Source organism: Streptomyces sp. NBC_00335 (genome assembly GCF_036127095.1).
Lineage (GTDB): Bacteria > Actinomycetota > Actinomycetes > Streptomycetales > Streptomycetaceae > Streptomyces.
The window spans coordinates 3,439,250-3,457,223 of sequence record NZ_CP108006.1; the positions used below are offsets into that span (position 1 = coordinate 3,439,250).

Consider the following 17,974-nt stretch of genomic DNA (forward strand, 5'->3'; position numbering starts at 1 on the left):
GGCAGGATCAACAAATGGAGCACGCACGCGATCTCACGCTTCTGCCGAAGGCCCACCTCCACCTGCACTTCACCGGCTCGATGCGACCGTCGACCCTGCTGGAGCTCGCCGACAAGTACGGCGTCCGGCTCCCGGACGCCCTGACCTCCGCCGAGCCACCCAAGCTCCGCGCCACCGACGAACGCGGCTGGTTCCGCTTCCAGCGGCTCTACGACGCCGCCCGCTCCTGCCTGCGCGAGCCCGACGACATCCGCCGCCTGGTCCGCGAGGCCGCGGAGGAGGACGTACGGGACGGCAGCGGCTGGCTGGAGATCCAGGTGGATCCCACCTCCTACGCCCCCCTCCTCGGCGGGATGATCCCGGCCGTCGAGATCATCCTCGACGCCGTGGACGCCGCCTCCCGCGAGACCGGCCTCGGCATGCGCGTCGTCATCGCCGCCAACCGCATGAAGCACCCCCTCGACGCCCGCACCCTGGCCCGGCTCGCCGTCCGCTACGCCGACCGCGGCATCGTCGGGTTCGGGCTCTCCAACGACGAGCGCCGCGGCATGGCCCGCGACTTCGACCGGGCCTTCGCCATCGCCCGCGAGGGCGGACTGCTCGCGGCCCCGCACGGCGGCGAGCTCACCGGCCCGTCCTCCGTCCGCGACTGCCTCGACGATCTGCACGCCGCCCGCATCGGGCACGGCGTACGGGCCGCCGAGGATCCGCGCCTGCTCAAGCGGCTCGCCGACCGGCAGATCACCTGTGAGGTCTGTCCGGCGTCCAACGTCGCCCTCGGGGTGTACGAGCGCCACGAGGACGTCCCGCTGCGCACCCTCTTCGAGGCCGGGGTCCCGATGGCCCTGGGGGCGGACGATCCGCTGCTCTTCGGGTCCCGGCTCGCGGCCCAGTACGAGATCGCCCGCCAGTACCACGCCTTCACGGACACGGAGCTCGCCGAGCTGGCCCGCCAGTCGGTGCGCGGCAGCGCGGCGCCCGCCGGCGTACAGGAGAAGCTGCTGGCCGGGATCGACCACTGGATCACCTCGTAGGGGCGGCCCGCGTCAGCGCGTGAGCCGCAGGTCGCCCTCGTGGCAGTCGGCGCGCACCCGCGCGCCGTCCGGGAAGCCGATCTCCAGGTGGGTGCGCCCCTGTGCGGGCAGCGCGAACTCGGCGACCGATTCCACGGTCTCGCCGAGGTGGCGCAGGAAGGGGTGGTCTCCGAGGTCCTCGCCGACCTCGATGCGGCCCCACTCCCCCATGTCGTAGGGCTCGTGCGGGGCCTCGGATTCCACGATGAGGCAGGCGTCGGACCCGGTGGTGATCCGGGTGGACTCCCCGTCGCTGTCGAAGAGCCAGACGTCGAGGGGAGCCTCGGAGCGTTCGCCGTCGCTGATGTGCCAGGACGCGACGACCTTGTCGATCGTGCGTCCCACCAGCCGGGTGGGGTCCGTACCGGCCCCGTGCAGGGGACAGAGCATGGGCGGGCCGGGACTCCTCAGATGCTGACGCCGACCGTCACCGGCTCGTTGACCAGAGTGACGCCGAAGGCCGCGTGGACGCCCGCGACGACCTCGCGGGCCAGGTCGAGGAGGTCTTCGGTGGTGGCCTCGCCGCGGTTGGTGAGGGCGAGGGTGTGCTTGGTGGAGATGCGGGCGGGGCCCTCGCCGTAGCCCTTGGTGAAGCCGGCCTTGTCGATCAGCCAGGCCGCGCTGGTCTTCGTACGGCCCTCTCCGGCCGGGTACGCGGGCGGGGCGGTCTCGGGGCCGAGCCGCTCCTGGGCGCGGGCGAGGAAGGCGGCGTACGCCTCGTCGCCGAGGATCGGGTTGTGGAAGAAGGAGCCGGCCGACCAGGTGTCGTGGTCGGCGGGGTCGAGGACCATGCCCTTGCCGGCGCGCAGCCGCAGGACGGTCTCGCGCGCCTGCGCCGCGGGCACCCGGTCGCCGGCCTCGACGCCGAGGGCGCGGGCCGTCTCGGGGTACTTGACCGGCGCGGACAGGCCGCCCGCGTCCTCCAGTGCGAAGCGGACGCGCAGGACGACGTACCGGTCGGGCCGGTGCTTGAAGAGGCTGTCGCGGTACGAGAACGCGCAGTCGGCGGCCGAGAGCGTGACCGTTTCTCCGCGCGTGCGGTCGTAGGCGACGACCTCGGTGATCGTGTCGCAGACCTCCTGGCCGTACGCCCCGACGTTCTGGATCGGGGTGGCGCCGGCCGAGCCGGGGATCCCGGCGAGGCATTCGATGCCCGCGAGCCCGGCGTCGACGACGCGGGCGACGGCCTCGCTCCAGTTCTCGCCGGCGGCGAGCTCCAGCCGGGTCCCGTCGAGCGCGAACCCGGTGGTCGCGATCCGCAGGGCGGTGCCGTCGAAACCCTGGTCGCCGATGACCAGGTTGCTGCCGCCGCCGATGACCAGGAGCGGGGTGCCGCTCTCGTCCGCGGCGCGCACGGTGGCGACGACCTCGGCGTCGGTGGTCGCGGTGACCAGCCGGGCGGCGGGGCCGCCGAGCCGGAAGGTGGTCAGCGGGGCGAGGGGGGCGTCGTGGAGTTCCTGCACGTGGACAAGAGTACGGTCCGCGTCCCCCCGAGCGGGCGGGGCCACGGACCGTGCGCGTACCGCAGGGCCGTACGGGGGCCGGGCGGCCCGCCTCAGCCGCGCTCCGGCTCCTGCTCCGGCTCCTTCGTCTTCACTGCTTCCGTGCTTGCTCGGCGAGGCGGCGCTCCGCCTCGGCCCAGCCGATGGGGAGCTCGCCCGCCGGGACGGTCCAGAAGACGAACCCGGCCTCCTTCGTATAGGCGGCGGCCGCCCGGGAGCTGGACCGGTGCGGTTCGCTGCCCGCGAAGCGGTAGAGCGCGTCCCGGTCCTCCCAGGCGGACAGGGTCAGGAAGGTGCGGCGCAGGACCCGGGCCCGCAGGGCGACCCCGTGGGCTCCGGGGGCCTTGCGCATCTGGAGGACGATGCCGGGCGACTTGAGGAAGAACCTCAGTGCTCCGGTCAGGCTCGTCGTCTCGAAGCGGGAGGCCATGACGTAGACCTCGGCGCCGGCGGCGGGCCGGGTGGGCGTGGACCAGGGGATGTCGGGCATGACGGGCCCTTCCTCTCGCGGACGTGTCGTACGGACCTTCGTGCGCGTCGGCGGCTGCGGTCCCCCCGCCGGCCGCCGCGCGGGCACCGGCCGGCGAGCGGGACCCGCTCAGACGGCCACCTTCTCGGGAGCGCGCCCGCCGGCCGGGGCCGCACCCCGGTCGTCCGCCGGCAGGTCCTCAGTCGGCAGGTCCTCCATCGACAGGGCGGCCCGGGCCTTTTCCTCGGCCCGGCCGGGGAGCAGGAGCGCCAGGACGGCCGCCACGGCGACGGCCGCGCCGCCGATCCAGAGGGCGGGGACGGTGCCGTCGGTGAAGGACTGCCCGGACTGGTAGCCGCCCTGGGCGGAGAAGACGGAGGCGAGGACGGCGACGCCGAGGGCTCCGCCGACTTCGCGCAGGGCGCTGTTGGCGCCGGCGGCCTTGCCCTGGTCGGCTCGGGCGACGGTGGACATGAGGGCGTTGGAGGCGGGGGCGAAGAACAGGCCCATGCCGATGCCGCTGATGATCAGCGCCGGGAGCTGGGCGGCGTAGGAGACTTCGGTGCCCAGGATCACGGCGAACCAGCCGAGACCGATGGCCTGGAGCGCCAGCCCGGCGACCACGACGGGCCGGCTGCCGATGCGGTCGGAGAGGATCCCGGAGATCGGGGCGGCGATCATGGGCATGGCGGTCCAGGGGAGCATCCGCAGCCCGGCTTCGGTGGGCGAGTAGCCGAGGACGCCCTGGAGGAACTGGCTCAGCAGGAAGATCGAGCCGAACATCCCGACGAACATCAGCAGGCTCGCCATGTTGATGCCGAAGAAGCCCCGGTCGCGGAAGAGCCGCATGGGCAGCACCGGGTTGGCGCTGCGGAAGCCGTGGACGACGAACGCGCCCACGAGCGCGGCCCCCACCAGCAGCGGGGTGAGCACGGAGGGGCTGGTCCAGCCGTCCGCGTTGGCGTTGACCAGCCCGTAGACGATGCCGAAGAGCCCGCCGCTGATGAGCAGGGTGCCCGGGACGTCGAGTTTGGCCTGCGGGGCGGTGGACTCGCCGAGCCGCATCCGGGAGAGCGGAATGAGCGCCAGTCCGACCGGGACGTTCAGCCAGAAGATCCACTGCCAGGAGATGTGCTCGGTGAGGCTGCCGCCGATGAGCGGCCCGCTCGCCACGGCGAGGCCGGTGAGGGCGCCGTAGATGCCGAGGGCCATTCCGCGCCGGGCGGCGGGGACGGCGACGGTCAGCAGCGTGAGCGAGAGCGGCATCATGATCGCCGCGCCGACTCCCTGGACGGCCCGGGCGGCGATGAGCTCGTTGATACCGGGCGACAGGGCCGCGGCGGCGGACGCGGCGGTGAACACGGCCGTGCCGGCGATGAAGAGCCGCCGGCGGCCGAACCGGTCACCGAGGGCCGCGCCGAACATGAGCAGGACGGCGAAGGTGAGCGTGTACGCGTTCACCGTCCACTCCAGGTCCTCCAGCTTCCCGCCGAGGTCCTCGCGGATGGACGGGAGCGCGGTGGTGACGACGAGGTTGTCGAGCGCGGCCATGAAGCTGGCGGCCCCGGTGATGACGAGGGCCCAGACCGCGGGCGCACGAAGCTTGGTGTCTTGCACGTTTCCCCCAAAACTAGTTATTGATCACTAACTTCAACGGACAGAACCGAGCCCCGCGCGCGGCCGGCGAACAGACGGCGCCGAGGAGGAGCGAGGCGGACTGGGCAGAGGGGCCGCCGGAGAGGGCTGGACGGGAGGGACGTACTCGCCCCTACTCGGGCCGGACGCCCGGGTAACAGCCGTCCCAGACCCGGTGCCCGGGCGGGAACCCCATGGCGGACAGGGTGTTGATCAGCATTCCGTACGCGAGGAAGCTGGTCGTCTCCTTCACGTCCGCCCCCAGCGGCACGTGCAGGGTGTCCCACAACTCCATCCAGGCGGCCCGCACCATCTCGCCGAACTCGGGCTCCCCGGCAGCCTCGGCGGCGGCGACGGTCACGTACGTCTGGAGCTGCATCTGCAGCTTCTCGGGCTGCTCGGCGATCAGCTTCATGTAGGCCACGCTCATCGCCTCGACCGCATCCTCGCCGTGGAGACCCTTGGCGGCTTCCTCGAAGACGCGCCGGATGTCCTCCATGCAGCGGGCGGCGGCGGCCAGGAAGATGGCCTGCTTGTTCGGGAAGAGCCGGAACAGGTACGGCTGAGACACCCCGACGCGCTTGGCGATCGCCTCGGTGGAGGTCCCGTAGTACCCGCCCCGCGCGAACTCGCCCATCGCCGCCAGGATGACGCTCTCGCGTCGCTCTTCCGCACTCATCCTTGCCATGCTTCGAAGTTAGTGCTCAATCACTAACTTGGCAAGCCGTATCGGCGGGTGAGCACCAAAAAGGCCCTGACCTGCGAGTTCCCTCGCCGGCCAGAGCCTTGTCGGTAACACCTGAAGCAAATGGGGCCCGAGGGGCCTCCAGGAGGCCACCGGGAGGCGCACAGGGGTCCCAGGAGGCCCACAGGGGCAGGCCTCAGGGGGCTGCCTACGCGAGAGCAACCACCGCGCGCGACATCCCCAGCACCTTCTGCCCGGCGCTCATGGCCGTCAGGTCGACCCGCACCCGCTTGTCGTCCAGCTTCACCGCGACCTTGGCCGTGACCTCGATCAGCGCGCCCTGCCCGTCGTTCGGAACGACGACCGGCTTCGTGAACCGCACCCCGTACTCCACGACCGCACCCGGGTCGCCCACCCAGTCGGTCACGACGCGGATCGCCTCGGCCATGGTGAACATGCCGTGGGCGATCACGTCGGGCAGTCCGACCTCGGTGGCGAACTTCTCGTTCCAGTGGATCGGGTTGAAGTCACCCGACGCACCCGCGTACCGCACCAGCGTCGCCCGCGTGACGGGGAAGGACGCCGCCGGCAGCTCGGTGCCGACCTCGACGTCGTCGTACTGGATCTGGGCAGCCATCTCAGGCCTCCTCGGGAGCGGAACCGGCGGCGGCGGGAGCGGCGGCGGGCTCGGGCGCCCGGGAGACGAGCTTCGTCCAGGCCGTCACCACGTGCTCGCCGGACTCGTCGTGGACCTCACCGCGGATGTCGATGACGTCGTTGCCCGCGAGCGACTTGATGGCCTCGATGGTCGAGGTCACCGTCAGCCGGTCGCCCGCCCGCACGGGGCGGGTGTACGCGAACTTCTGGTCGCCGTGCACGACGCGGCTGTAGTCCAGGCCCAGCTGCGGGTCGTCGACGACCTGGCTGGCCGCGGCGAACGTGATGGCAAACACAAAGGTCGGCGGGGCGATCACGTCCTGGTGACCGAACGCCTTGGCTGCCTCGGGATCCGTGTACACCGGATTGGCGTCACCCACGGCGACCGCGAATTCGCGGATCTTCTCCCGGCCGACCTCGTACGGATCGGTGGGCGGGTAGCTCCGCCCCACGAAGGACTGGTCGAGCGCCATGACTCCCTACCTCCTTGTTGAAACGATCTGTCGAAACGACATAAGGCCGCCCCCCAAATGAAGGGGGCGACCTCATGACTGTGCCTGTTGAACGAGACTTCGCTAAGTGCTAGCGGGTCTCGCGGTGCGCGGTGTGCGAGTTGCAACGCGGGCAGTGCTTCTTCATCTCAAGACGGTCCGGGTTGTTACGCCGGTTCTTCTTGGTGATGTAGTTCCGCTCCTTGCACTCCACGCAGGCCAGCGTGATCTTCGGGCGGACGTCGGTGGCAGCCACGTGAGTGCTCCTTGACGGACATTAGGGACGGATGAACGCATAAAAGAGTAGCCGATCGGGAGACCGACCCCGCAATCGGCTACTGTGTGTAGCGGCGACCGGACTTGAACCGGTGACACAGCGATTATGAGCCGCTTGCTCTACCGACTGAGCTACGCCGCTTTGATGAGATCCGCTCCCCACCCGAGGGTGGGGAACCTCTCTCACCAGAGCCCCAATGCGGAATCGAACCGCAGACCTTCTCCTTACCATGGAGACGCTCTACCGACTGAGCTATTGGGGCGAGCGAGGAAGACATTACACGGTCGCCCGCCGATCGCCCAAATCCTTTGCGGGGCCTGGCCTCCGAGCCCCATCGCGGCCTTTCTTGATCCGCGCGAAACGCGTCTCCGGAGCCCCTCCGGGCGCCTTTCGCCCCGAAAGGTGTCGGGCATCACACCCGCGACCACCCGAGTTCCACTCTGAGTAACCAAGAACCCCGGCCGAATCCCCGCCGAACCCTCGGCGGAGCCCTCCGTCGCCGAAACCACCCCGAGCGCGCCTCTTCCCAGCACCTCCGAGCCGTCGCTACGGCGGCCCGGGGCGGACTGCGGACTGCGGACGCGGGGTCGGCCCGGATCCGAACAGGAACCGGGGCACGGAGGCGGCGGGCACCTGCGGACCGCACGGGGCTCGCGGGGCTGCGGGGCTGCGGGGCTGCGGGGCTCGCGGGGCTCCCGGGGGCGGGGGCGCCCTCGCCAGGGCGGTCCAGCCAGACGCACCGGTACGACTATTGCCCTCTTCCGCGAAGCGAGCACCCCTGCCCCCTAGGCTCTGAGCACGCTGCGTGATCTTGGGCCGCGGGCCGCGGCCACGGCCCCAGGAACCGCCCGAGCCACCGCAGGAGCGCGATGTCCGACAGCCCGCCGCAGCAGCCGTCCCACTCCCCGCGCAACCGCCCCGGCAGCGGCCAGGGGCAGGGCCAAGGCCAAGGTCAGGGGCAGGGCCCCGAAGGCACCCAGGGCAGCCAGGGCCCGGCGGCCCCCGAGTCCACCACCCTGCTCCTCACCGGCGCCCGCCTCACCGACGGCCGCACCGTCGACGTCCGCCTCGGCGGCGGCCGGATCCAGGCCGTCGGGACGGCCGGCAGCCTGCCCGCCGCCGCGGGCGCCCGCGTCGACCTCACCGGCTACCTGCTGCTCCCCGCGCCCGCCGAGCCCCATTCCCACGGGGACACCGCCCTGACCGCGGACAGCGAGGGGCCCGTCTCCTACTCCCCCGACGAGGTGCAGCGCCGCGCCACCGAGGCCGCCCTCCTCCAGCTCGGGCACGGCGCCACGGCCGTCCGGTCCCACGTGCGCATCGGCGACGTGCACGGCCTCGGCCCCCTGGAGGCCGTGCTCCAGGCCCGCCGCTCCCTGCGCGGGCTCACCGATCTCACCACCGTCGCCGTGCCCCGGCTGCTGACCGGGGTGGCCGGGGCCGACGGGCTCGCCATGCTGCGGGACGCCGTGAAGATGGGTGCCTCCGTCATCGGCGGCTGCCCCGACCTCGACCCCGACCCCACCGGCTTCCTCGAAGCCGTACTGGAACTCGCCTCCGAGCACGGCTGCCCCGTCGACCTGCACACCGACGGGGACGACCCGGCCCGCCTGTCCCGGCTCGCGGCCATGGCCGGCGGGCTGCGGCCGGGGGTCTCCATCGGGCCCTGCGGCGGTCTGTCCCGGCTCCCGCTGGACGTGGCGACCCGGGCCGCCGACCAACTGGCGGCCGCCGGCGTGGGAGTGACCTGCCTCCCCCAGGGCGACTGCGCGGCCCTGGAGCGGCGGGGACTGCGCACCGCCCCCGTACGGCTGCTGCGCGCCGCCGGGGTCCGTGTGGCGGCCGGGAGCGGTGCCCTGCGCGACGCGGGCAACCCGGTCGGGCGCGGGGACCCGCTCGAAGCCGCGTACCTCCTGGCCTCCCAGGGCGGGCTCCGCGCCACCGAGGCCTACCACTCGGTCGGCGGCGCCGCCCGCGAGGCGATGGGCCTGCCGGAGGTGCGGGTGGAGGCCGGCTTCCCGGCGGAGCTGCTCGCCGTGCGCGGGGACCGGATCGCGAGCGTGCTGTCCCTCGCGTACAGCCGGATCGTCATCCACCGCGGGCGGGTGGTAGCCCGGACGAGTGCCGTACGGGAGTACTGCGACTCCGCCGTCGCGGTGGCCCTGGACCTGCCCCGGCAGGGCCGTATGGAGCCCGGTCCCTGAGGGTTCACCGCATGTTCCCGGGCGCGGGCGCCCGGCTCGTCGTACGGTCGTGGCATGCGCATCGTCATCGCGGGTGGACACGGTCAGATCGCGCTGCGGCTGGAGCGCCTGCTCGCCGCGCGCGGGTACGAGGTCGCGGGCATCATCCGCGATCCGGCACAGGGCGACGACCTCAGGGAGGCGGGCGCCGAACCGGTGCTGTGCGATCTGGAATCGGCGTCGGTCGAGCACGTGGCGGGCATCCTGCAGGGCGCGGACGCCGCGGTGTTCGCGGCGGGCGCGGGGCCCGGCAGCGGGGCCGGTCGCAAGGACACGGTGGACCGGGGCGCGGCGGTGCTGTTCGCGGACGCCGCCGAACGGGCCCGGGTACGCCGCTTCCTGATGGTCTCTTCGATGGGCGCGGACACCCGCCGCGAAGGCGACGAGGTCTTCGACCACTACCTCCGCGCCAAGGGCGAGGCCGACGAGCACGTCCGCACCCGTCTGGGCCTGGAGTGGACGGTCCTGCGCCCGGGCTCGCTGATCGACGACGCGGGTACCGGCCTGGTCCGACTGGAGGCGCAGACGGGCCGCGGGCCGGTCACCCGCGACGACGTGGCGGCGGTGCTCGCCGAGCTGATCGAGACCCCCGCGACCGCGGGCCTGACCCTGGAACTCATCGCGGGGTCCACCCCGGTCCCGGTGGCGGTCAAGGACGTGGCGGGCAACTAGACCGCCCCCGCCCCGGCCGGCGGGAAGCCGCCCGGTCGGGGCACGGGACGGGACGGGGAACAGCAGCCCACGGACCACCGGCCGGCCGGTCAGAAGTCGGCGGTCAGAAGACGGGCGCTCAGAAGTCGGCGGTCAACCGGTCGTCGGACCGCCCGACGGAATCCTGCTCGAACCGCTTCTCGTACGCCTGCCGGATCCGCTCGATGCGCGCGCCGCGCTCGTCGGCCTCCGCCTCCGGGTACAGCAGCACCACCTCGTACGAGGTCTCACGGATGATCTTTCCGTCCCGCTGCCACTGGCCTCGCCCGCTCTGGAGGGTCAGCCCCTCGGGGAAGGCGGGGGTGATCTCCCGTTCGAGGAACCCCGTGAACTCCCGCTCCCCCACCGGTGGGCGGCCGTTCGGCCGCTCGGTGCCGAAGTAGAGCCGGGTCTCTTGGTAGGGGTGCCCCACATCGCTGTTCAGCGCCGCTCCGACCAGAGCCGGGATCCCCGCTCCGAGCAGGGCGAGGAGCACCCCGCCGCCGACCTTTCCGCGCGCGTCAGAAGTCCATTTCACGCCGGATGAACGACCGGGGCCCCGCATCGGCACGCCCGATCCGCCCGATGGGCTCACCCCGCGCCCGCTCCGGCCGGCCCCTCATGCCGTCTCCAGCCGGCGCCGCCACCACGGATCCCCTGGCGGGGCGTACGGGTCATTGAGCGTCCGGGCGAGGAACCGCGCGTCGAGCGGCGCGAGCACGGCCCGCAGCTCCCGCGCGGCGCGACGGGACAGGGAGAGGCAGAAGACCTCCAAGGCCTCCCGGTGATCGCCGCCCCAGACGGGTTGGCAGCAGGGGCAGTCGTCGTACCAACTCGGGTAGATGATCCACGACGGTCCGCGCCCGTACACCGTCGCGCGCCAGGCGGACAGCGCGCGATGGGCCGCGCCCGGCTCGTACCGGTGGCGTTCGACGTGGGCGATCTCCACGAGAGTGCGGGAGGAGACACCCGGAACGACGGCTCGGTCGCCCGCTCGGGACGTCCGGCGTGGCAGGTCCGACCGGACCTGCGAGGGCGCCTTACGCGCCATGGCCCTTTCGGCCGCTGATGCTGATCATGGGGACACCATGCACCCCGGACCGCTTCGCCGCCCAGCGGTTTTCCGCGGGGCTCTCCGATCCAGGTGTACGAGAAAACCCCCGCCCACTGCATTTCTGCAATGGACGAGGGTTTCACTCGCGTGGCGGCGCCAGGGTTCGAACCTGGGTAGGCTGAGCCGGCAGATTTACAGTCTGCTCCCTTTGGCCACTCGGGCACACCGCCATGATCGCTGCCGTCTTTCCGCCTTGCGGCGGCGCTCCGTGGCAACGACGTAAACGATACCCGATGACCGGGGGTGCTTCGCCACCGGATTGATCAGCACCGCACGTGGGCTCGGTGGCTAGGCTTTGCGGAGCGGTCCGGGGATGTCCGGCCGTGCCCTTCGGGGCCATCACTACCGACTTCAAGGAGCCACAGCACATGGCCGACTCCAGTTTCGACATCGTCTCGAAGGTCGAGCGGCAGGAGGTCGACAACGCCCTCAACCAGTCCGCCAAGGAGCTCTCGCAGCGCTACGACTTCAAGGGCACCGGCGCCACGATCGCCTGGTCCGGCGAGAAGATCCTGATGGAGGCGAACTCCGAGGAGCGCGTCAAGGCCGTCCTGGACGTCTTCGAGACCAAGCTGGTCAAGCGCGGGATCTCCCTCAAGGCGCTCGACGCCGGTGAGCCGCAGCTGTCCGGCAAGGAGTACAAGATCTTCGCCACGATCGAAGAAGGCATCTCCCAGGAGAACGCCAAGAAGGTCGCGAAGATCATCCGTGACGAGGGCCCCAAGGGCGTCAAGGCCCAGGTCCAGGGTGAGGAGCTGCGCGTCAGCTCCAAGAGCCGCGACGACCTCCAGGAAGTCCAGGCCCTCCTCAAGGGCAAGGACCTGGACTTCGCGATCCAGTACGTGAACTACCGCTGATCGCAGGCTCAGGCCTCGGTTCAGCCCGCACACCGGCCCGGCGGTCCTTCGAGGACCGCCGGGCCGCGGTCGTTGCGGCGGGGGCGGGGGGGCGGGTGCGGCAGGGGCTCGTGCGGTGGGGCGGGGCACCGCGGATGGGGCACCGCGGGCGGTGGAGCGGGCGGTGGAGCGGGCGGTGAGCGGGACCGGCGCTCAGTGGGTGTGTGCCGGGCGTGAGCGGCGTACGCGCCCGTGGCGTCCTCCGTGTGCACTTGGGCGGCGGGGAGTGCGCCCACCAGGGTGAGGGGTGTCCGTCACCGCCTCGACAGGGGGTTCCCGCATGCCTGGGGCCGGCACGTTACGTGAAGACTTCGGGGCGTCCGTCGTTGTCGCTCTGGTCGCGCTACCGCTCTGCGTCGGAGTGGCCGTCGCCTCCGGTGTGCCGGCCGAACTCGGGATCCTCACCGGGGTCGTGGGCGGGCTGGTCACCGGCTGGTTCCGGGGAAGTTCCCTCCAGGTGAGCGGCCCGGCCGCCGGGCTCACCGTGCTCGTCTACGAGGCCGTGCGGACCTACGGGCTGCCCGCGCTCGGCGTACTCGTCCTGGCCGCCGGCCTGGTGCAGCTGGGCATGGGCGTGCTGCGGCTCGGGCGGTGGTTCCGGGCGATCTCCGTGGCCGTCGTGCACGGGATGCTGGCCGGCATCGGGCTCGTGCTGATCGCCGGTCAGCTGTACGCCCTGGCCGATGTGCAGGCCCCGGCGCGGACCCTGGAGAAGCTGGCCGGGGCCCTGCAGCTCGGCGGGCGCGCCGACTGGACCGCCGTGGCGCTGGGGGCCGGGACCGTCGCGGTCCTGGTGGTGTGGCGGCGGATGCCCGACCGGTTGCGGCTCGTGCCGGGGGCGCTCGTCGGGGTCGCGGCCGCGACCGCCGCGGCCGTGGTGCTGCGACTGCCCGTCGAGCGGGTCCGGGTCACGGGCGTCCTGTCGGCTGTGACCCCGCCCGACTGGGGGGACTTCGGGGTGCTGGCCTCCGTGGGGGCCGTCGGGACCGTGGTCGCGCTGGCGCTGATCGCCTCCGCCGAGACGCTGTTCAGTGCCGCGGCCGTGGACCGCATGCACGACGGGGACCGGACCGACTACGACCGCGAACTGGTCGCCCAGGGCGTCGGGAACACCCTCTGCGGGCTCCTCGGGGCCCTGCCGATGACCGCCGTCATCGTCCGCAGCGCCGCCAACGTCGAGGCCGGCGCCCGCACTCGGGCCTCCCGGATCCTGCACGGCGGCTGGCTGCTGCTGTTCGCCGTGGCCGTCCCCGGACTGCTGGAGTCCGTCCCGCTCGCCGCGCTGGCCGGGGTGCTGCTGCACGCCGGCTGGAAGCTGCTGCCGGTCCGGGCGGTGGCCGCCCTGTGGCGCTCACACCGGGGCGAGGCGGTCGTCCTGGTGGCGACGGCCTCGGCGATCGTGGCCACGAACCTCTTCGAGGGGGTGCTCGCCGGACTGGGGCTCGCCGTCGCCAAGGCGGCCTGGGAGACCTCCCACGTCCACATCGAGCCGGTGTGGGAGGGCGACGAACTGCGCGTGCGGATCCTGGGGAACGCCAGCTTCCTGCGCCTGCCCAAACTGCTCGACGAGCTGGACGCACTCCCCCGCGGCGGCGCCGTCCGCCTCGACCTGAGCGGGCTGCGCCACCTCGACCACGCCTGCCTGACCGCACTGGACGGCTGGGAGCGCAGCCGCACGCCCGTCCCCGGCAAGGAAGGCGTCACCTAGCCCGGATACCCTCCGGCCGTGACCGCCATGAACGCCAACGCCATGCCCAACGAGATGAAGCGCACCCTGGGCGTCTTCGACGCGGTCGTCGTCGGGCTCGGAGCGATGATCGGCGCCGGGATCTTCGCCGCGCTGGCCCCGGCGGCGCGCGCGGCCGGCGGGGCGCTCCTCGCGGCGCTCGCGCTCGCGGCCCTGGTGGCCTACTGCAACGCGCACTCCTCGGCGCGGCTGGCCGCCCGGTATCCCTCCTCGGGCGGCACCTACGTGTACGGGCGCGAACGTCTCGGGCCCTTCTGGGGATATCTGGCCGGCTGGGGCTTCGTCGTCGGCAAGACGGCCTCCTGCGCGGCGATGGCCCTCACGGTCGGGGCCTACGCGTGGCCCGGGCAGCAGCACGCGGTGGCCGTGGCCGCGGTGGTGGCACTGACCGCGGCGAGCTACGGCGGGGTGCAGAAGTCCGCCCGGATCGCCCGGGTGATCGTGGCGGTGGTGCTGGCCGTCCTGGCCGGGGTCGTCGTGGCGTGCCTGTCCTCCGGCGCGGCCGACGCCGGCCGTCTCGGCGGCTCGGACTGGGCCGCCGCCGGGCTGCTCCAGGGCGCCGGGCTGCTGTTCTTCGCCTTCGCGGGCTACGCCCGGATCACCACCCTGGGCGAGGAGGTCCGCGACCCGGAGCGCACGATCCCGCGGGCGGTTCCGCTCGCCCTGGGGATCGCCCTGCTCGTCTACGCCGCGGTCTCGGTGGCGGCGCTCTCGGTGCTCGGCGCCGACGGGCTGGCGCGGTCGGCGGCTCCGCTGGCCGATGCCGTGCGCGCGGCCGGCTGGCCCGGACTGACTCCCGTCGTGCGGGTGGGGGCGGCCCTGGCGGCGCTGGGCTCGCTGCTGGCGCTCGTGCTCGGGGTGTCGCGGACCACCCTGGCGATGGCGCGGGACGGCCATCTGCCGCGCGCGCTGGCCGCCGTACATCCCCGGCATCAGGTGCCGCACCACGCCGAGCTGGCGGTGGGCGCCGTGGTGGCGGTGCTCGCGGCCACCACCGATCTGCGGGGCGCGATCGGTTTCTCCTCCTTCGGCGTGCTCGCCTATTACGCGATCGCGAACGCCTCCGCGTGGACTCTCGATTCAGGTGTCAAGGACCGGGCCGTGGCAGCGGTCGGGCTGTCCGGCTGTGTGGTGCTGGCCTGTGCGCTGCCCGCCGCGTCGACCGTCGCGGGGGCCTCGGTGCTTGCGCTGGGCGCGCTGGCCTACGGCGTGCGCCGGCGGCTCACACCCGGGGCCTGAAGCCCGCCCAGGGGGTCGGCTCCAGGTCCCGCTCCTCCCCCGCGCCCGCTTCCCCGCTGAACCGGTCGCTGCCCTCGAGCCGGCCGCGCAGCCAGTCGGCGAGGGTGGGCGATTCGAGGAACCAGACGGGGTCGGGATCGCCCGAGTTCGGTTCGAACAGCGGGACTTGGGCGGCTTCCGAGCGGCATTCCACGCAGGCGCGCAAGGCGCAGCCGAAGTCGGCTATGGGCAGCACGCCCTCGGGCCGGCGCGCGCACCGCGGTGTATTCGGCGGCGGCGCGCTCCAGGGACAGCAGGGGGCAGCAGGCCGCGCCCGGGGCCGAAGCCGCCGTCCGCGACCCGGGTGTGGAGGGCCGCGAGGAGGGGCGGCAGGGCGAAGCCGGAGGCGGCCTCGACCCGGTGCGGTTCCGCGCCGGGCAGGAGCGCCGGAAGGGGCATGGCAGGGATGCCGGTGGCCCCGTACCGCCCCTGGTGGGAGCGGTGCGCGCGACCGGCGACTTGCTTCAGCAACTGCTCGGTGTCGTTCATGCACACAGAGTGACATCCCCCACTGACAATCCCGCTGACCTGCGACTTCAGGGGATTTCAACCACTGCCTGCGGGGGTTTCAGTCCGGTTGGCGTTCCGGGTTCCGCGCCGGGGCCGCGTTCGAGTCGTACCCGACGAAGAAGGTGGGACGGCGCTGTACCGCCGTGTAGATGCGGCCGATGTACTCGCCGAGCAGGCCCACGCAGATCAGCTGCACCCCGCCGAGGAACAGCATCACGATGAACAGCGAGGTCCAGCCGGGGACGGTCTTGCCCTCCAGGTAGATCGCCAGGGTGGCGCCCACCATCAGCAGGCAGCCGAAGAAGCTGGCCACGCCCAGCCAGGTCGCCAGCCGCAGTGGAGCGGCGGAGAAGTTGATGACGCTGTCGACGCCGAGCCGGAGCATCTTGCTCAGCGGGTACTTGGTCTCGCCCGCCACCCGCTCCTCGCGCTGGTAGCTGACCTGGCCGCTGGGGAATCCGAGCCACGGCACGAGCAGCCGGTACACCTGGTGCTGGTCGGGCATGGCCTTGACCGCGTCGACCGCCGCGCGGCTCAGCAGCCGGAAGTCGCCCGCCTGCGCGGGCACCTGCTTGCCGACCAGGCGGCGCACCAGCCAGTAGTACGCACCGGCCGTGTGGCGTTTGAACCCGGTGTCGGTGCTCCGGTCTGCCCGGACCCCGTAGACGATGTCGAGGCCGTCCGCGCGGGCCAGGTCGAGCATCTCCGGGATCTTCTCCGGCGGGTCCTGGAGGTCCGCGTCGATGCTGGCCACGTACGCGCCCGAGGCGCTGTGCAGGCCCGCGGTCAGGGCGGCCTGGTGGCCGGAGTTCCCGCGCAGCCGCACGATCCGCAGCTCGGGCCATTTGGCCTGGAACTCGGTGAGCAGCTCCGCGGTGCGGTCCTTGCTGCCGTCGTCGACGGCGACGACCTCGTAGCGGACGGCCATGGAGTCGAGTGCCGGGCGCAGCCTGCCGACCAGGGCCGGCAGGGCGTCCTCCTCGTTGTACATCGGCACGACCACCGAGAGGGTCGTGGGGAGCTCGGAGTGCTCGGAGTGCCCTGAAGGCTCAGAGGGCTCAGAGGGCTCAGAGGGCTCAGAGGGCTCAGAGGGCTCAGTCGACATCGGTTCTTCCCTGCCCGTCGTGCGTGCCGCTCGTCCGCGTCACTCGTCCGCAACCCGGAACTTTAATACGAGTGGATGAGCCGGGTCCGGGCTCGGCGCTGCTCAGCGCGAGGCGAACGGAGCGTCCGTGGGGACGATCTCACGGCCGAGGGGGAGCAGGGAGAGCGGGACCATCTTGAAGTTGGCGATGCCGAACGGGATGCCGATGATCGTGAGGCACAGCGCGATGCCGGTGACGATGTGGCCGATGGCCAGCCACCAGCCCGCGAGGACCAGCCACAGCACGTTCCCGATGCAGGACGCGGCGCCCGCGTCACGCCGCTCGACGGCCGTGTACCCGAAGGGCCACAGCGCGTACACCGCGATGCGGAACGAGGCTATGCCGAAGGGGATTCCGATGATGGTGATGCAGAGGATCACACCCGCCAGGCAGTAGCCCAGGAAGAGCCAGACTCCGCTGAGGACGAGCCAAATGAGATTCAGGATGGTCTTCACTGACTGCGGCCTGCCATCTGTTCGAGCCGGGCGATGCGCTCGGCCATCGGAGGATGCGTGGAAAACATTCTGGACAATCCCTCGCCGGGACGGAAGGGATTGGCGATCATCATGTGGCTCGCGGTCTCCAGTCGCGGCTCGGCCGGCAGCGGGAGCTGTTTGGTACCGGCGTCCAGCTTGCGCAGGGCGCTGGCGAGGGCGAGCGGGTCCCCGGTGAGCTGGGCCCCGGAGGCGTCCGCCTCGTACTCGCGCGAGCGGCTGATGGCGAGCTGGATCACGGAGGCCGCCAGCGGGCCCAGGATCATGATCAGCAGCATGCCGAAGAGCCCGGGCCCCTCGTCGTCGTTGGAGCGGCCGATGGGGATCAGCCAGGCGAAGTTGACCAGGAACATGATCACCGAGGCGAGGGCGCCCGCGACGGACGAGATGAGGATGTCGCGGTTGTAGACGTGGCTGAGCTCGTGGCCGATGACCCCGCGCAGCTCGCGCTCGTCGAGTATGCGCAGGATGCCCTCGGTGCAGCAGACCGCGGCGTTGCGCGGGTTGCGGCCGGTGGCGAACGCGTTGGGGGCCTCGGTCGGGGAGATGTAGAGGCGGGGCATGGGCTGGCGTGCGGACGTGGAGAGCTCGCGCACCATGCGGTAGAGCTCGGGTGCCTCGAACTCGCTGACGGGGCGGGCCCGCATCGCGCGTAGAGCCAGCTTGTCGCTGTTCCAGTACGCGTACGCGTTGGTGCCCAGGGCCACGAAGACGGCGACGATCAGGCCGCCCCGGCCGAAGAAGCTGCCGATGAGGATGATGAGGGCCGACAGACCACCGAGGAGTACGGCGGTCTTCAGCCCGTTGTGCCGGCGGTGCACGGTGCGCCCTCCAAGTGGTGCGGCAGGGGGACCCGTCCAGGATCTGGGGATCGGAGGGCCTACGGTCCAGTGGACCCTCCCTTCCTGGTCAACGCGAGGTGAGCGCGGCAGGTTCCCCGGGCGCGCCCGGCCCCGCCGCCCCGGTGGGCCGGGGGGCGGGGGCGCGGCGGGCGCGGTGGAGGTTGGGCCGTACGGGTTACGGGCGCGGGGCAGGCCACGGCTCCGGCAGGCCTCCCGGGGCGCTCCG

The 17,974-nt window shown here is 72.3% G+C and carries 21 protein-coding genes and 3 tRNA genes; 6 read left to right on the top strand and 18 right to left on the bottom strand.

The window, feature by feature from the left end; translation table 11 throughout:
* The first annotated feature begins 14 nt into the window (after window positions 1–14).
* The gene (locus OHA37_RS15210) at window positions 15–1,034 is read left to right on the top strand and encodes an adenosine deaminase (protein ID WP_266905491.1); all 1,020 of its coding nucleotides are present in this window, start codon (window positions 15–17) and stop codon (window positions 1,032–1,034) included.
* Window positions 1,035–1,046: 12 nt separating this feature from the next.
* Here the strand turns inward: OHA37_RS15210 and OHA37_RS15215 are convergent, their stop codons facing one another.
* The 10 genes from OHA37_RS15215 to OHA37_RS15260 all read right to left on the bottom strand — a co-directional run bounded on the left by OHA37_RS15215 (window position 1,047) and on the right by OHA37_RS15260 (window position 7,051).
* Entirely contained in the window at window positions 1,047–1,463 is a 417-nt protein-coding gene (locus tag OHA37_RS15215; RefSeq protein ID WP_266905493.1) for a hypothetical protein, read from the bottom strand.
* A 17-nt stretch (window positions 1,464–1,480) separates the two neighbouring features.
* Window positions 1,481–2,536 (bottom strand): UDP-N-acetylmuramate dehydrogenase, encoded by a 1,056-nt coding sequence (locus OHA37_RS15220; protein WP_266905495.1) that lies wholly within the window; start codon window positions 2,534–2,536, stop codon window positions 1,481–1,483.
* A 130-nt stretch (window positions 2,537–2,666) separates the two neighbouring features.
* The gene (locus OHA37_RS15225) at window positions 2,667–3,065 is read right to left on the bottom strand and encodes a DUF3291 domain-containing protein (RefSeq protein ID WP_266905497.1); all 399 of its coding nucleotides are present in this window, start codon (window positions 3,063–3,065) and stop codon (window positions 2,667–2,669) included.
* A gap of 108 nt (window positions 3,066–3,173) precedes the next feature.
* A complete protein-coding gene (locus OHA37_RS15230; RefSeq protein WP_266905499.1) occupies window positions 3,174–4,661 on the bottom strand; it encodes a DHA2 family efflux MFS transporter permease subunit in 1,488 nt (495 codons plus the stop codon).
* A 151-nt stretch (window positions 4,662–4,812) separates the two neighbouring features.
* Window positions 4,813–5,367 carry a TetR/AcrR family transcriptional regulator gene (locus OHA37_RS15235; RefSeq protein WP_266905501.1) on the bottom strand — a complete coding sequence of 185 codons (555 nt, stop codon included), beginning with the start codon at window positions 5,365–5,367 and terminating at the stop codon, window positions 4,813–4,815.
* Between the two features lie 205 nt (window positions 5,368–5,572).
* Window positions 5,573–6,001 (bottom strand): MaoC family dehydratase, encoded by a 429-nt coding sequence (locus tag OHA37_RS15240; RefSeq protein ID WP_266905503.1) that lies wholly within the window; start codon window positions 5,999–6,001, stop codon window positions 5,573–5,575.
* Between the two features lies 1 nt (window position 6,002).
* The gene (locus tag OHA37_RS15245; protein WP_266905505.1) at window positions 6,003–6,494 is read right to left on the bottom strand and encodes a MaoC family dehydratase N-terminal domain-containing protein; all 492 of its coding nucleotides are present in this window, start codon (window positions 6,492–6,494) and stop codon (window positions 6,003–6,005) included.
* Between the two features lie 109 nt (window positions 6,495–6,603).
* Window positions 6,604–6,768, bottom strand: a complete 165-nt coding sequence (gene rpmG, locus OHA37_RS15250; RefSeq protein ID WP_003956487.1) for a 50S ribosomal protein L33 — start codon at window positions 6,766–6,768, stop codon at window positions 6,604–6,606.
* Window positions 6,769–6,857: 89 nt separating this feature from the next.
* A tRNA-Met gene (locus OHA37_RS15255) sits at window positions 6,858–6,930 on the bottom strand.
* 48 nt (window positions 6,931–6,978) lie between these two features.
* A tRNA-Thr gene (locus tag OHA37_RS15260) sits at window positions 6,979–7,051 on the bottom strand.
* Between the two features lie 607 nt (window positions 7,052–7,658).
* Here OHA37_RS15260 and OHA37_RS15265 point away from each other — a divergent pair.
* Together OHA37_RS15265 and OHA37_RS15270 are read left to right on the top strand one after the other, a co-directional pair.
* Complete coding sequence (locus tag OHA37_RS15265; RefSeq protein ID WP_266905507.1) at window positions 7,659–8,993, top strand: amidohydrolase family protein; 1,335 nt, start codon at window positions 7,659–7,661, stop codon at window positions 8,991–8,993.
* Window positions 8,994–9,047: 54 nt separating this feature from the next.
* Window positions 9,048–9,704, top strand: a complete 657-nt coding sequence (locus tag OHA37_RS15270) for an SDR family oxidoreductase (protein ID WP_266905509.1) — start codon at window positions 9,048–9,050, stop codon at window positions 9,702–9,704.
* A gap of 118 nt (window positions 9,705–9,822) precedes the next feature.
* On the opposite strand, the gene OHA37_RS15275 is transcribed toward OHA37_RS15270, so the two are convergent.
* The 3 genes from OHA37_RS15275 to OHA37_RS15285 all read right to left on the bottom strand — a co-directional run bounded on the left by OHA37_RS15275 (window position 9,823) and on the right by OHA37_RS15285 (window position 11,006).
* Entirely contained in the window at window positions 9,823–10,260 is a 438-nt protein-coding gene (locus tag OHA37_RS15275; protein WP_266905511.1) for a DUF3574 domain-containing protein, read from the bottom strand.
* A gap of 81 nt (window positions 10,261–10,341) precedes the next feature.
* The gene (locus tag OHA37_RS15280) at window positions 10,342–10,671 is read right to left on the bottom strand and encodes a hypothetical protein (RefSeq protein ID WP_266905513.1); all 330 of its coding nucleotides are present in this window, start codon (window positions 10,669–10,671) and stop codon (window positions 10,342–10,344) included.
* A gap of 253 nt (window positions 10,672–10,924) precedes the next feature.
* Window positions 10,925–11,006: transfer RNA gene (locus OHA37_RS15285), tRNA-Tyr, on the bottom strand.
* Between the two features lie 198 nt (window positions 11,007–11,204).
* On the opposite strand from OHA37_RS15285, the gene OHA37_RS15290 reads away from it, so the two are divergent.
* The 3 genes from OHA37_RS15290 (at window position 11,205) to OHA37_RS15300 (ending at window position 14,718) form a co-directional block, all read left to right on the top strand.
* Window positions 11,205–11,693 (top strand): YajQ family cyclic di-GMP-binding protein, encoded by a 489-nt coding sequence (locus tag OHA37_RS15290; protein WP_266905515.1) that lies wholly within the window; start codon window positions 11,205–11,207, stop codon window positions 11,691–11,693.
* Between the two features lie 319 nt (window positions 11,694–12,012).
* Window positions 12,013–13,440 (top strand): SulP family inorganic anion transporter, encoded by a 1,428-nt coding sequence (locus tag OHA37_RS15295; RefSeq protein WP_266905517.1) that lies wholly within the window; start codon window positions 12,013–12,015, stop codon window positions 13,438–13,440.
* 27 nt (window positions 13,441–13,467) lie between these two features.
* The gene (locus tag OHA37_RS15300) at window positions 13,468–14,718 is read left to right on the top strand and encodes an APC family permease (RefSeq protein ID WP_266912808.1); all 1,251 of its coding nucleotides are present in this window, start codon (window positions 13,468–13,470) and stop codon (window positions 14,716–14,718) included.
* On the opposite strand, the gene OHA37_RS15305 is transcribed toward OHA37_RS15300, so the two are convergent.
* The 5 genes from OHA37_RS15305 to htpX form a co-directional block, all read right to left on the bottom strand.
* Window positions 14,702–14,953 carry a hypothetical protein gene (locus OHA37_RS15305; RefSeq protein ID WP_266905519.1) on the bottom strand — a complete coding sequence of 84 codons (252 nt, stop codon included), beginning with the start codon at window positions 14,951–14,953 and terminating at the stop codon, window positions 14,702–14,704. The two genes, OHA37_RS15300 and OHA37_RS15305, sit on opposite strands and share 17 nt — an antisense overlap.
* Entirely contained in the window at window positions 14,941–15,246 is a 306-nt protein-coding gene (locus OHA37_RS15310; protein ID WP_266905521.1) for a hypothetical protein, read from the bottom strand. The genes OHA37_RS15305 and OHA37_RS15310 overlap by 13 nt, the downstream gene beginning before the upstream one ends.
* Window positions 15,247–15,325: 79 nt before the next feature.
* A complete protein-coding gene (locus tag OHA37_RS15315; protein ID WP_443046168.1) occupies window positions 15,326–16,264 on the bottom strand; it encodes a glycosyltransferase family 2 protein in 939 nt (312 codons plus the stop codon).
* A 210-nt stretch (window positions 16,265–16,474) separates the two neighbouring features.
* Window positions 16,475–16,867 (bottom strand): YccF domain-containing protein, encoded by a 393-nt coding sequence (locus OHA37_RS15320; protein WP_266905523.1) that lies wholly within the window; start codon window positions 16,865–16,867, stop codon window positions 16,475–16,477.
* On the bottom strand, window positions 16,864–17,727 hold the full coding sequence (gene htpX, locus OHA37_RS15325; protein ID WP_266905525.1) for a zinc metalloprotease HtpX: 864 nt from the start codon (window positions 17,725–17,727) through the stop codon (window positions 16,864–16,866). Before htpX ends, OHA37_RS15320 begins: the two co-directional genes overlap by 4 nt.
* Window positions 17,728–17,974: the final 247 nt, after the last annotated feature.